Source organism: Tenebrionibacter intestinalis (assembly GCF_016632365.1).
GTDB lineage: Bacteria > Pseudomonadota > Gammaproteobacteria > Enterobacterales > Enterobacteriaceae > Tenebrionibacter > Tenebrionibacter intestinalis.
Genome location: NZ_JAEPBH010000039.1, coordinates 1 through 13226 on the forward strand (window position 1 = coordinate 1; position 13226 = coordinate 13226).

Here is a 13226-nt window from a genome sequence, read left to right on the forward strand (position 1 = left end):
TCAACCCGTTTTTTCAGGATTTTCTCTGCCAACCCGGCGACTGATTTTGCCTGCCGCCGTGTCGATGGAGGCGCATTATAGGGGGAATTGAAACGCTGGCAAGGAATATTTAAAAAAAACGAAGTAAATGCTCACATTTTAGGCTAACTAACAAAAAGCTAATATTTTTGCAAATTAACGGATAAAAAAACGGGCCCTGAAGGCCCGTTTCGTTGTGCGTTTTATTGTACAGCGGCAATATGCCCGTCTTTTACCAGCAACTCTATCTCTTTACCGGGAAGTAACTCTCCGGAAAGGATCTGCTGCGCCAGCGGGTTTTCAATCTGTTGCTGGATTGCACGTTTAAGCGGACGCGCCCCGTAAACCGGGTCATAACCATTTTCGCTCAGCAGTTTGAGCGCCTCATCGGAAATATGGACCGCATAACCGCGTTCTTCCAGGCGTTGGTACAAACGCTGCAATTGAATCCGGGCAATAGAAGCTATGTGGCGTTCGCCCAGCGGATGGAATACCACAACTTCATCAATACGGTTAATGAACTCTGGCCGGAAACGCTGGCTAACCACACCCAACACCAGATCTTTCATATGCCCATAATCCAGATCGCCAAACCGTTCCTGAATCAGATCGGAACCAAGGTTAGAAGTCATGATAACTACCGTATTACGGAAGTCTACTGTCCTGCCCTGTCCGTCTGTCAGACGTCCGTCATCCAGCACCTGCAGCAGAATATTGAACACATCCGGATGCGCTTTTTCCACTTCATCAAGCAGGATGACGGAATAGGGACGACGACGCACCGCTTCAGTCAGATAGCCGCCCTCTTCGTAACCGACATATCCCGGAGGCGCGCCAACCAGACGAGACACAGCGTGTTTTTCCATAAATTCCGACATGTCGATACGCACCATAGCGTCATCGCTGTCGAACATGAAATTCGCCAACGCTTTGCACAATTCGGTTTTACCGACGCCGGTAGGCCCAAGAAATAAGAACGAACCAATAGGGCGGTTTGGATCGGACAACCCGGCGCGACTGCGGCGAATAGCGTTTGATACGGCTTCTACAGCTTCATCCTGGCCTATGACGCGCTGATGTAATTCCTGCTCCATGCGCAGCAGTTTTTCACGCTCGCTTTCCATCATTCTGGACACGGGTATACCGGTCCAGCGCGCCAACACGTCAGCAATTTCTACGTCAGTAACTTTGTTACGCAGCAGTCGCATCGTTTTCCCTTCCGACTGCGTGGCGGCTTCAAGCTGTTTTTCCAGTTCCGGTATTTTACCGTACTGCAGTTCAGACATGCGCCCCAAATCTCCCACGCGACGCGCCTGCTCCATTGCAATTTTTGCCTGCTCCAGATCAGCCTTAATTGTTTGCGTGCCAGATAACGACGCCTTCTCCGCCTTCCATTCTTCCTCAAGCACCGAGTATTCGCGCTCTTTGTCAGCAAGCTCGTCATTGAGCATATCAAGACGTTTCTTGCTGGCTTCGTCTGATTCTTTCATCAGCGCCTGCTGCTCCAGCTTAAGCTGAATAATACGGCGATCCAGGCGGTCAAGCTCTTCAGGTTTGGAGTCAATCTGCATACGGATGCTGGATGCCGCTTCATCAATCAGGTCAATTGCTTTATCCGGTAACTGACGGTCAGCGATATAGCGGTGTGACAGCGTCGCCGCAGCAACAATAGCCGGATCGGTAATTTGCACATGGTGATGCAGCTCGTAACGTTCTTTCAGTCCGCGCAGAATAGCAATGGTGTCTTCAACCGTCGGCTCTGCAACAAACACTTTCTGGAATCGACGCTCTAAAGCCGCATCTTTCTCAATGTACTGACGATACTCATCAAGCGTTGTCGCGCCTACACAGTGCAGTTCGCCACGCGCCAGCGCAGGTTTAAGCATATTGCCTGCATCCATTGCGCCATCGGCCTTGCCCGCGCCGACCATTGTGTGCAGTTCATCGATAAACAGGATGACATTGCCTTCCTGTTTAGAAAGATCGTTAAGCACGCCTTTCAGACGCTCTTCAAATTCGCCGCGGTATTTCGCCCCGGCAACCAGCGCGCCCATATCCAACGCCAGCACACGGCGGCCTTTCAACCCTTCCGGTACTTCGCCATTGACAATACGTTGCGCCAGCCCTTCTACGATAGCGGTTTTACCAACGCCAGGTTCACCAATCAACACCGGATTATTTTTAGTACGCCGTTGCAGCACCTGGATGGTGCGACGGATTTCCTCATCACGCCCAATAACCGGATCGAGCTTGCCTTGTTCAGCACGCTCCGTCAGATCGATAGTAAATTTCTTCAACGCCTGGCGCTGATCTTCAGCCCCCTGATCGTTCACGCTCTCCCCCCCGCGCATTTTTTCAATAGCCTGCGTAACGTTTGCCGTACTGGCGCCTGCCGCTTTTAGCAGATCGGCCAGTGAACCACGCGATTCCAGCGCCGCCAGGATAAAAAGCTCCGAAGAAATAAAATTGTCATTGCGCTTTTGCGCCAGCTTGTCGCATAAATTCAGGGTACGCACCAGATCCTGAGAGGGCTGAACGTCTCCCCCCGTGCCTTCAACCTGCGGCAGGCGGCTTATTGCCTGTTCAATCGAGGCGCGCAGTTGGTCAACGTTAACTCCCGCTGAAGTCAATAATGGCGCAACGGAACCGCTCTCTTGCTTTAGCAGAGCACTCATTAAATGAAGAGGTTCGATAAACTGGTTATCATGCCCAAGCGCCTGCGACTGGGCGTCGGCAAGCGCAAGCTGAAATTTGTTAGTAAGACGATCCAGACGCATAACTCCTCCCACAGAATGGTCAAATTTGCTACTGGAGATTAAGTGAGGTCATCCCTCAATTATTCAAGGTGAATGACCATAATTATGTGAGTGCATAGCTACCCATACTGGATCGTCCTGATTTAATAGGTTATATCAGCCAAATGAAACTTGCCATACGGCCCGTTATTCTGTCGCGCCGATAAGAGAAAAATTCTTCTTTTTCGCTGAAAGTGCAGCGTTCTCCACCATAAATTTGGCAGACGCCGAGGTTCGACAAACGCTGACGCGCAAGCAGATAAATATCAGCATAGTATTTTTTACCCGCAGGGCAAAAAGCCGCGCTGGATTTCGCCTCTTTTTCGATAAACGCCTCACGAACCTCCGAACCAACCTCGAACGCCCCCGGGCCAATTGCCGGGCCAAGCCAGGCCATGATGTTTTCCGGGCTGTCGCGAAAACAGGCTATCGTATTCTCCAGCACGCCGCCGCACAGACCGCGCCACCCTGCGTGCGCCGCTGCGACTTCTGTACCTGCGATATTACAGAACAGCACCGGCAGACAATCAGCGGTCATAACCGCGCTAACAACGCCACGCTTATTGGTATAGGATGCATCCGCACGCTTTGATAACGGCGGCTTATCGTTCAGGCTCAACACCGTTGTGCCGTGCACCTGTTCCAGCCAGACGGGTTGCGACGGCAACCCTGCCGCCTCATAAAACCGCCGTCGGTTTTCTTCAACATGTGTAGTATTGTCGCCACAGTGCGCTCCCAGGTTCATGGAATCCCAGGGCGCGACGCTAACGCCGCCGGAGCGGGTGGAGCTACAAGCTCCAACGCCTGCGGGTAACGGCCACTGAGGTACAATAAGATTTATCATAGCCAGTCAATCTGTTCCTTATGTTCTTCATAATCGGCGCGCAGCGCGGCAATCAGGTCGAGCATATCCTGAGGAATTGGCGCATGCCACTCCATCTCAATGCCGCTTATGGGATGGTACAGTCGAAGCATGGTGGCATGCAGCGCCTGTCGATCAAACTTGCGTAGTGCCTGAATAAAATTTTCCGACGCGCCCTTAGGCGGACGCGGGCGGCCGCCATACAGTTGATCGCCCACCAGCGGATGGGTAATGTGCGCCATATGAACGCGAATCTGATGCGTACGCCCGGTTTCCAGGCGCAGACGCAGGCGGGTATGCGCACGAAAATGTTCCATAATACGATAGTGCGTTACCGCCGGCTTCCCCATAGGATGCACTGACATATGGGTTCGCCGGGTAGGATGGCGGCTGATAGGTTCTTCCACCGTTCCGCCCGCTGTCATATGGCCAATGGCAACCGCTTCATATTCACGTGTAATTTCACGCCGTTGCAGCGACTCTACCAGCCGCGTCTGTGCAGGCACTGTTTTGGCGACTACCATCAACCCGGTCGTATCTTTATCCAGGCGATGAACAATCCCCGCACGCGGCACATCAGCAATAGGCGGATAATAATGCAATAACGCATTAAGCACTGTACCGTCCGGATTGCCGGCGCCGGGGTGCACCACAAAATCGCGCGGCTTATTAATAACGAGAATATCATCGTCTTCATAAACAATATTTAACGCAATGTCCTGAGGCTCGAAGCGAGACTCCTCCTCTATTTCAGCATCGATGACGACAGTTTCCCCCCCCAACACTTTCTCTTTTGGTTTGTCGCAAAGTTTGCCGTTAAGCAATACGCGCTGATCAAGGATCCATTCTTTAATGCGCGAACGAGAATAATCCGGGAATAATTCGGCTAAAGCCTGATCTAACCGTTGACCGAGTTGAGTTTCGGACACCGTTGTGGTGAGTTTTACTGGTTGTGCCATACAGTGCTTCTTCGTTAACGTTGGGTTTTTACGGCTTTGCCGTTTAATATAGTGTGCTATTGTAGCTGGCCTTAATCGGGAGCTTAACGGAGAGTTCTCCCTGATTTACATTCTGAGGAAAGTCAAAACGTCATGACGCGCATGAAATACCTGGTGGCAGCCGCCACGCTGAGCCTGGCCCTGACCGGTTGTTCCGGCTCAAAAGACCAAGTTCCGGACAGTCCGCCGTCTGAAATCTACGCTACCGCCCAGCAGAAGCTCCAGGACGGTAACTGGAAAGCGGCAATAACGCAACTGGAAGCGCTGGATAACCGCTATCCGTTCGGACCGTACTCACAACAAGTACAGTTGGATCTGATTTATGCCTACTACAAAAATGCGGATCTGCCGCTGGCTCAGGCGACTATCGATCGCTTCATGCGCCTGAACCCCACGCATCCCAACATCGATTATGTGCTCTACATGCGCGGGCTTACCAACATGGCAATGGACGACAGCGCGCTACAGGGCTTCTTCGGCGTAGATCGTTCCGATCGCGATCCGCAGCACGCCCGCGATGCGTTCAACGACTTCTCCAGACTGGTTCGCGGCTACCCGCGCAGCCAGTACACGACAGATGCGACCAAACGCCTCGTGTACCTCAAAAATCGCCTGGCTAAGTATGAATACTCCGTTGCGCAATATTATACCCACCGCAGTGCCTGGGTCGCCGTGGTTAATCGCGTTGAGGGAATGCTGCGCGATTTTCCGGACACTCAGGCCACGCGCGACGGCCTGAAGCTGATGGAAAATGCCTATCGCAAGCTGCAGCTTGACGCGCAGGCGGAGAAGGTCGCAAAAATTATTGCCGCGAGCAGCAGCAAAACCTGATTAGTAAATACAACAAAACGGCAGCCGAAAGCTGCCGTTTGTAACGGTAGAAAAACGCCGATACGCACGCAATCCGTCCGAAAGGGCAGAAAAGCAGTTCAGGCAAACAGCGTATTACTTTTCGTCTGATAGTGATAAAGCGTGCAAAGCCGTGCTTTTGTCGCTTTGCCGACAATCTGAAACGACAGCCAGAGGCTGTCGTTTTTATATGCGCAGTGCGCAAGCCTACGCATCCTGATTATCTGTTCTACTATGACAATTGTCATCTCCCCCTTCAAGAATAAAATCAACGCTTCCAGTCGTATCTCACAAAACTCCGTTTATTGACAAAAAGTGACAGAATAAACGATCTGAATCACACATTTTGACATTCGACGGGGTATGCTGAAGTTATCAGGACGGGCAAAGACAAGAGGTAACTTTATGACAATGAACATTACCAGCAAACAAATGGAAATCACCCCGGCAATCCGCCAGCACGTCGCAGACCGTCTCGCCAGGCTAAAAAAATGGCAAACTCACCTGATTAACCCGCATATTATTTTATCCAAAGAGCCAAAAGGCTTTATGGCCGATGCAACCATCAATACGCCGAATGGCCATCTGGTAGCCAGCGCCAGGCATGAGGATATGTACGCGGCTATTAATGAGCTGATTAATAAACTTAAGCGCCAGCTTAATAAAGTTCAGCACAAAGGAGAGGCGCGTCGCGCCGAAGTTTCCGTAAAAGAAATCCTCCAGGCCGATCCGCAACTGTGATCCCGGACATCAAATAAAGAGCGCGCCCTCGCGGCGCGTCAGATTGTTGTCTGGAAAATAATCTAGAATCAACCCATTGATTTTACTGTTTTATTTTTCACACCTATCAGGCCAACGGCGTATCTGGCGGCGTTGGTCTCCCGCCTTGCGCGCCCTCATGACGCGTTTTTTTATTGACACAGAGAAAAGAGTGCAGTTACTTTAACTGGCACAATTTATTCGGATATCGCCATGACCCAACCAGCGTTTTTCTTCGCATTTCTTTTTACCTTCCCCTGAATGGGAGGCGTGTCGTCATGTAAGAATAAATGCGAAGACGAACAGACAGGCCTCCCAACCGGGAGGCCTTTTTTATAATAACGACAAAGGTTGCACTATGAGCGATAATCCCCTACTGGCCCTGCGCGATAAGATTAGCGCGCTGGATGAAAAACTGCTCGCGTTACTGGCTGAGCGCCGCCAGCTAGCGGTTGACGTTGGTACAGCCAAACTGGCTACCCACCGCCCGGTTCGCGATATCGATCGTGAGCGAGATCTTCTTGAACACCTTGTCCGTATCGGTCAAAAACACCATCTCGACGGCCATTACATTACACGCCTGTTTCAGCTTATTATTGAAGACTCCGTACTGACTCAGCAGGCTCTCCTGCAAAAACATCTCAATAAAACCAGCGCGGATTCAGCGCGTATCGCATTCCTTGGCCCTAAAGGCTCCTATTCGCATCTGGCCGCGCGCCGTTACGCCGCGCGCCATTTTGAACATTTTATTGAGAGTGGCTGCGCCAGATTTGAAGAGATCTTTCGCCAGGTAGAAACGGGCCAGGCAGACTATGCCATCGTTCCCGCCGAGAATACCAGTTCAGGCTCGATTAACGATGTTTACGACCTGCTACAACACACCAGCTTATCCATCGTAAGTGAACTCACGCTGCCGATAGATCATTGCGTAATGGTCGCCACGACAACAACGCTGGAAAAGATTAAAACCGTATACAGCCATCCACAACCGTTTCAGCAGTGCAGTCAGTTCGTTAACCGCTGGCCGCAGTGGAAAATCGAATATTGCGAAAGCACTTCCGCTGCAATGGAAAAAGTAGCGCAATCTGGCTCGTCCGACGCGGCGGCATTGGGCAGCGAAGCCGGCGGCGCGCTGTATGGCCTGCAGGTGCTGGAGCGCAATCTGGCAAACCAGACGCAAAATATCACCCGCTTTCTGGTACTGGCGCGTAAACCCGTTAGTGTATCCGGCCAGGTACCGGCAAAAACTACACTGCTGTTCGCCACCGGCCAACAGTCTGGCGCACTGGTCGAAGCATTGTTGGTTATGCGCAACCACAATCTCATCATGACCAAGCTGGAATCACGCCCTATCCACGGCAACCCCTGGGAAGAGATGTTTTATCTTGATATTCAGGCCAATCTTGAGTCAGCAGACATGCGCCAGGCGCTACGCGAATTGGGTGAAATCACTCGTTCAATGAAAGTTTTGGGTTGTTATCCAAGTGAAACAGTAGTCCCGGTCGAACCGGCCTGAAGACCTGCGCGCCTGCTCTGCGCAGGCGCCGATTTAACCTTTGCTTCAATAGCAGGCTTGCTCGCACGCATTTCCTGGCGCGGGGTATTTCCGTCCACCTGTTCACTTTGTGTGATAAAACTCAGGTTTCGGCATCCCCGCAACCGGCGCTTCCAGCATAAATATCGCTCCGGACAGCGGCCGGGCTGTTAGCTCATCCTGCTGCATATTTTCCCGGGTAGTGGTAATAAACACCGTTTTCATGTTCGGTCCGCCAAAGCAGAGCATGGTCGGACAGCGCACCGGCAAACGGTACTCCAGCAGTTGTTCTCCGTCAGGTGAAAACCGGGCAATACGGAAACCGTCATACAGCGCGCTCCAGTAACAGCCTTCAACATCCATCGCCGCACCATCAGGAACGCCTTCACCCTTGCCAAAGCGTCGAAATACCTCACGCGGCCCCGGTTCGCCATTTTTATCCAGCGGCGCACGCCAGATAACAGCGTTTGGCGTATCAGAGGTATACATCCAACGGCCATCCGGGCTAAAAGCCAGACCATTATGCCCCTGAATATCACACTGAATAACGCGCGGTGAAAGATCGTTATCGATACGCATCAACAGCGCGCCATTATAATCGCCCGGCCCCCAAAAGGTACCTGCGTAAAAACGCCCGTGCGCATCCGTTCCGCCATCATTAAAACGCGCCCACGCTGGATTATTGGGATTATCACAGATTTTCTGTACCAGCCTGCCATCCTTATCCGCAAGCCAAATCGCGTGACGCATTGCGACAATCAACCCACCCTGCTTACACAGGGCGAAACACCCCACTTCTTCAGGAAAATGCAGCACCTGATGATCGCCGTTCGCAATGGTATAACGATGAATCTGGCATTTCAGAATATCAGCCCACCAGAGCGCCTGCTCATGCGCGCTCCAGGTCGGACACTCCGGAAGATGGCCGGTATAGCTGAACAGCGGCTGTATTTCTGTTGTCATGCGACTCTCCTTAAGCCGTAAAAAAGCCGGTGATACGGACACCGGCTTTCAGTATAAGTCGAGTTTGGCTCACTGCCGGTTATCGTTAGCCTGGCGCAGCAGCGTGCGGCTTTCGCTCTGGAAACGCTGCGCATAATCGCCAAACCAGTGCTCCACCCGCCGAAAACTCTCGATAAACGCCTGCTTATCACCCTGCTCCAGCAGAGTTATGGCTTCACCGAAACGGCGGTAGTAGCGCTTTATTAGCGCCAGATTATCTTGCGAGGCCATAATAATATCCGCATACAACTGCGGATCCTGCGCAAATAGCCGCCCAACCATCACCAGTTCAAGCCGGTAAATAGGTGACGAAAGCGCCAGCAACTGCTCAAGTTGTACATTTTCTTCAGCCAGATGCAGGCCGTAGGCAAATGTTGCAAAATGGCGCAACGCCTGAATGAACGCCATATTTTGATCGTGCTCTACCGCGCTGATACGGTGCAAACGCGCGCCCCAGACCTGGATTTGCTCAAGAAACCACTGATAGGCTTCCGGTTGGCGCCCGTCACACCACACGACAACCTGCTTAGCGAGGCTACCGCTATCGGGGCCAAACATAGGATGCAGGCCAAGCACGGGCCCTTTATGGGCCGCCATCATCGCCTGTAGCGGCGCGTTTTTTACTGATGCGAGATCGACTAAAATACAGTCAGCCGGCAGCGTTGGCAGACGAGCGATAATTTGTTCAGTCAGATGAATGGGTACACTAACGATAACCATCCCCGCGTCATCAAGTAGCTCATGCGCGCGCGGCCAGTCGTCTTTTTCCAGAATACGTACCTCATAGCCAGACAGCGTAAGCATTTTTGCAAACAACTGCCCCATCTGCCCACCGCCGCCAACGATAGTTACCGGACGCAGCGTTGGATGCAGCGTTTTAAATCCCTTGTCGTTTTCACTGGAATAGGATTCACGCATCACCCGGCGCAGCACATCTTCAATTAAGTCAGGCGGTACGCCCAGCGCCTGAGCTTCTTTACGGCGTGAAGCCAGCATGCTGGCTTCACGTTCAGGCACATAAATTGGCAGGCCATAACGGCTTTTAACTTCACCTACTTCAGCCACCAGCGTCAAACGACGCGCCAGTAAATCCAGCAGCGCTCTGTCAACGACGTCAATTTGATCGCGAAGCGCGGTCAATTCTGCAACCATAAAATAAAAAACCTCTTAATCGAGACGCGCCGCCAGGTGCCCAGTTAAATCGTTATGGATCTCGCGCAGCAGCGCTTCGGTGGTCTCCCAACTGATACAAGCATCGGTAACCGACACGCCGTACTTCATATCACAGCGCGGCTGTTCGGACGACTGATTGCCTTCATAAATATTGCTCTCAATCATCAAGCCGGTAATGGATTTATTCCCATCTTTAATTTGCGCAATAGCCGATTCCGCCACGCCCGGCTGGCGACGATAATCTTTGCTGGAATTGGCATGACTGCAATCTATCATCAGCGATGGGCGCAGTCCTGCCTGTTTCATTTCTTTTTCACACTTTGCCACATCTTCCGGGCCGTAGTTTGGCGCTTTACCGCCGCGCAGAATAACGTGTCCGTCTGGGTTGCCTTTTGTCTTAAGCAGGCAAACCTGGCCTGCCTGGTTAATACCAACAAAGCGATGCGGCATTGCCGCTGCGCGCATAGCGTTAATGGCCGTCGACAGACTGCCGTCGGTACCGTTTTTAAAGCCTACCGGCATAGAGAGGCCGGAGGCCATTTCACGATGCGTCTGCGATTCCGTAGTACGCGCGCCAATAGCCGACCAGCTAAAAAGATCGCCCAGATACTGAGGGCTGTTAGGATCGAGCGCTTCAGTCGCCAGCGGCAGCCCCATACCCACCAGTTTCACCAACAATTGGCGCGCCGTTTTAAGGCCGTTTTCGATATCAAACGAGCCATCCATATGCGGATCGTTAATCAATCCTTTCCAGCCTACTGTCGTGCGCGGTTTTTCAAAATAGACGCGCATGACCAGATAGAGGCTATCGCTGACCTCCTCCGCCAGTGCTTTAAAACGACGCGCGTAATCCACAGCGGCTTCGGGGTCGTGAACAGAGCAGGGGCCGCAGACAATCAGCAAACGCGGATCGCGCCCGGCGATGATATTAGCAATTGTCTGGCGAGACTCTGCTATCTGCGCTTCCTGCATCGCAGTCAGCGGAAATGCCGACTTCAGCTGGGCCGGAGTCAGCATGACCTGTTCTTCTACAATATGAACATTATTCAGCGCGTCTTTTTGCATGATGGCGATCCTTTGATTAACTCGTTTGCGATAGTTTTTCACAGGAGGTTACCTTACCCGCCAACGGTAAACTTATCAATCCATATTTTGTACATAATTATTTACACTACCCATTTATATCGCATATAAGGCTATATAAATCACAAATCGTAAAGATTAATTTCCAGCCAGCATTTCAGACGCGACCAAAATCCCCCATAGCGCGTCCCCTACACAGACGTATCCGTGCAACAATTAAGATTTAAAAATCAAAAACACACAATGTGGCGCAGACGATCGCTACAATAAAAAACGCTATTGCATCCCTCTATCTTTCGGCTGTGAACAAACGTTTCTTTCCTGCCAGGATACCCAACAAGGTATGCTTAACACTATGGAAAAATTAACTGAACTTAAACGCGCCAAATGCCTGGCCCTGGCTTTGCTACTGCTGGCCGCCGCTATTTTTATTACCACGCTGTGCCTGCCGCCGAACAGGTGGTGGGTTGGGTTGCTGAAAGCGGCCTCGGAAGCCGCTATGGTCGGAGCGCTTGCTGACTGGTTTGCGGTAGTGGCATTATTTCGCCGCGTTCCGGTACCCATTATCTCGCGCCACACGGCAATAATTCCGCGCAATAAAGATCGCATTGGCGATAACCTTGGGCAGTTCGTGCAGGAAAAATTCCTTGATACCCCCTCGCTGATTGCTTTGATTCGTCGCCACGATCCGCTGACGCTCATCGGGGCCTGGCTCAGCCAGCCAGAAAACGCTCATCGCCTCGGCCGGCATCTTTTACAGGTTTTGGGGGGGCTACTTGAACTGGCCGACGATGCGCGCATACAGGGGCTGGTACGAAGGGCGGTCCATAAAGCCATCGACAAAGTCGATCTTAGTCAAACCAGCGCGCTTATTCTGGAAAGCATGACCCGCAATAATCGCCATCAGCAACTGCTTGATGCGCTGATAGCAAAGCTCATTGCGCTTATTCAGCAAGACAGCACACGCGCTTTTATCGCAAAACAAATAGTGCGCTGGCTTGAAACGGAACATCCGCGCAAAGCAAAAATTTTACCTACTGAATGGCTGGGTGAACACAGCGCAAAACTGGTTTCAGACGCAGTTAATACGCTGCTTGATGACATCAGCTACGATCGCGCCCATCAGATCCGCGCAGCCTTCGATCGCATAACAACCCGGTTTATTCATAATCTCAAAAGCTCGCCGGATATGGTCGCCAGAGCAGACGCAGTACGCCGCTACCTGAAAAATGATGAAACATTCAACCGCTATCTGGGTGAAATATGGACAGAGCTACGCCAGTGGCTGAAAAGCGACATTCTGCGTAACGATTCAACGGTACGCCAGCGCGTGTCGGATGCCGGGCAGTGGCTTGGCGAAACGTTGTCTGCCGACGCGGCGCTGCGCTCTTCGCTTAATAAACACATGGAGCAGGCCGCAACCCGGCTCGCCCCGGAATTCTCCGCCTTTCTCACCCGCCACATCAGCGATACGGTAAAAAGCTGGGACGCACGCGATATGTCGCAGCAAATAGAGCTGAACATTGGTAAAGATCTGCAATTTATCCGCATCAACGGCACACTGGTAGGCGGCAGTATCGGCATCGTGCTCTGGGCGCTGTCGCAACTGCCGGAACTGCTTCGCTTTTATATACACTAAATCGGCACGATCGCGCGGGTTCTTCGCCTTATGGTTAACTGACCACAGGCGGCCCGAACAAGAACCGCTTTCCCAAACGTAAAAAGGGCCAGCAAACGCTGGCCCTTTTCAGGATGTCGCTTTCGCGAGCAATTACCGGGACAGACGCTCTTTGATACGCGCAGATTTACCGGTACGCTCACGCAGGTAGTACAGTTTAGCTTTACGCACAGCGCCACGACGCTTGACGGTGATAGAATCAACTACCGGAGAGTGCGTCTGGAAAACACGCTCTACGCCTTCGCCATTGGAAATTTTGCGAACAGTGAATGCAGAATGCAGGCCGCGGTTACGGATAGCGATAACCACGCCCTCGAATGCCTGCAGACGTTTTTTGGAACCTTCAACAACCCATACTTTCACTTCCACGGTATCGCCCGGACGGAAGGAAGGTACGTCCTGCTTCATCTGCTCTTGCTCAAGCTGCTTGATAATGTTGCTCATAATTTAATCTCTTATCCTGGGTAAACTGATA

12 protein-coding genes and 1 other annotated feature are annotated in these 13226 nt (G+C 51.9%); of the genes, 4 read left to right on the top strand and 8 right to left on the bottom strand.

The annotated features are described in order from the left end of the window. Nucleotides 1-221: 221 nt before the first annotated feature. The 3 genes from clpB to rluD form a co-directional block, all read right to left on the bottom strand. Entirely contained in the window at nucleotides 222-2795 is a 2574-nt protein-coding gene (gene clpB, locus JJB97_RS14040) for an ATP-dependent chaperone ClpB (RefSeq protein ID WP_238714626.1), read from the bottom strand. A gap of 130 nt (nucleotides 2796-2925) precedes the next feature. After that, the gene (gene yfiH / locus JJB97_RS14045) at nucleotides 2926-3657 is read right to left on the bottom strand and encodes a purine nucleoside phosphorylase YfiH (protein WP_238714628.1); all 732 of its coding nucleotides are present in this window, start codon (nucleotides 3655-3657) and stop codon (nucleotides 2926-2928) included. Next, the gene (rluD, locus tag JJB97_RS14050) at nucleotides 3654-4634 is read right to left on the bottom strand and encodes a 23S rRNA pseudouridine(1911/1915/1917) synthase RluD (protein WP_238714630.1); all 981 of its coding nucleotides are present in this window, start codon (nucleotides 4632-4634) and stop codon (nucleotides 3654-3656) included. The genes yfiH and rluD overlap by 4 nt, the downstream gene beginning before the upstream one ends. Before the next feature lie 132 nt (nucleotides 4635-4766). Between rluD and bamD the strand changes: the two genes are divergently transcribed. Then, nucleotides 4767-5504 carry an outer membrane protein assembly factor BamD gene (bamD, locus tag JJB97_RS14055; RefSeq protein ID WP_238714632.1) on the top strand — a complete coding sequence of 246 codons (738 nt, stop codon included), beginning with the start codon at nucleotides 4767-4769 and terminating at the stop codon, nucleotides 5502-5504. A gap of 98 nt (nucleotides 5505-5602) precedes the next feature. Here the strand turns inward: bamD and JJB97_RS14060 are convergent, their stop codons facing one another. Then, nucleotides 5603-5770, bottom strand: coding sequence for a hypothetical protein (locus tag JJB97_RS14060; RefSeq protein WP_238714633.1), 168 nt, complete (start codon nucleotides 5768-5770; stop codon nucleotides 5603-5605). 157 nt (nucleotides 5771-5927) lie between these two features. On the opposite strand from JJB97_RS14060, the gene raiA reads away from it, so the two are divergent. Further along, nucleotides 5928-6263, top strand: coding sequence for a ribosome-associated translation inhibitor RaiA (gene raiA, locus JJB97_RS14065; RefSeq protein ID WP_238714634.1), 336 nt, complete (start codon nucleotides 5928-5930; stop codon nucleotides 6261-6263). A 230-nt stretch (nucleotides 6264-6493) separates the two neighbouring features. Then, nucleotides 6494-6618 (top strand) — a sequence feature (Phe leader region). Between the two features lie 21 nt (nucleotides 6619-6639). Beyond that, entirely contained in the window at nucleotides 6640-7797 is a 1158-nt protein-coding gene (gene pheA / locus JJB97_RS14070; protein ID WP_238714636.1) for a bifunctional chorismate mutase/prephenate dehydratase, read from the top strand. Between the two features lie 102 nt (nucleotides 7798-7899). Here pheA and JJB97_RS14075 read toward each other — a convergent pair whose 3' ends face one another. The 3 genes from JJB97_RS14075 to aroF all read right to left on the bottom strand — a co-directional run bounded on the left by JJB97_RS14075 (nucleotide 7900) and on the right by aroF (nucleotide 11055). Continuing rightward, entirely contained in the window at nucleotides 7900-8778 is an 879-nt protein-coding gene (locus tag JJB97_RS14075; RefSeq protein WP_238714638.1) for an SMP-30/gluconolactonase/LRE family protein, read from the bottom strand. Nucleotides 8779-8847: 69 nt separating this feature from the next. Continuing rightward, nucleotides 8848-9969, bottom strand: coding sequence for a bifunctional chorismate mutase/prephenate dehydrogenase (gene tyrA / locus JJB97_RS14080; protein WP_238714639.1), 1122 nt, complete (start codon nucleotides 9967-9969; stop codon nucleotides 8848-8850). A gap of 15 nt (nucleotides 9970-9984) precedes the next feature. Next, complete coding sequence (aroF, locus tag JJB97_RS14085; protein ID WP_238714641.1) at nucleotides 9985-11055, bottom strand: 3-deoxy-7-phosphoheptulonate synthase AroF; 1071 nt, start codon at nucleotides 11053-11055, stop codon at nucleotides 9985-9987. Nucleotides 11056-11428: 373 nt separating this feature from the next. On the opposite strand from aroF, the gene JJB97_RS14090 reads away from it, so the two are divergent. Continuing rightward, nucleotides 11429-12712 carry a DUF445 domain-containing protein gene (locus JJB97_RS14090; protein WP_238714642.1) on the top strand — a complete coding sequence of 428 codons (1284 nt, stop codon included), beginning with the start codon at nucleotides 11429-11431 and terminating at the stop codon, nucleotides 12710-12712. Nucleotides 12713-12844: 132 nt separating this feature from the next. On the opposite strand, the gene rplS is transcribed toward JJB97_RS14090, so the two are convergent. Continuing rightward, nucleotides 12845-13195, bottom strand: a complete 351-nt coding sequence (rplS, locus tag JJB97_RS14095) for a 50S ribosomal protein L19 (RefSeq protein ID WP_238714643.1) — start codon at nucleotides 13193-13195, stop codon at nucleotides 12845-12847. Nucleotides 13196-13226: the final 31 nt, after the last annotated feature.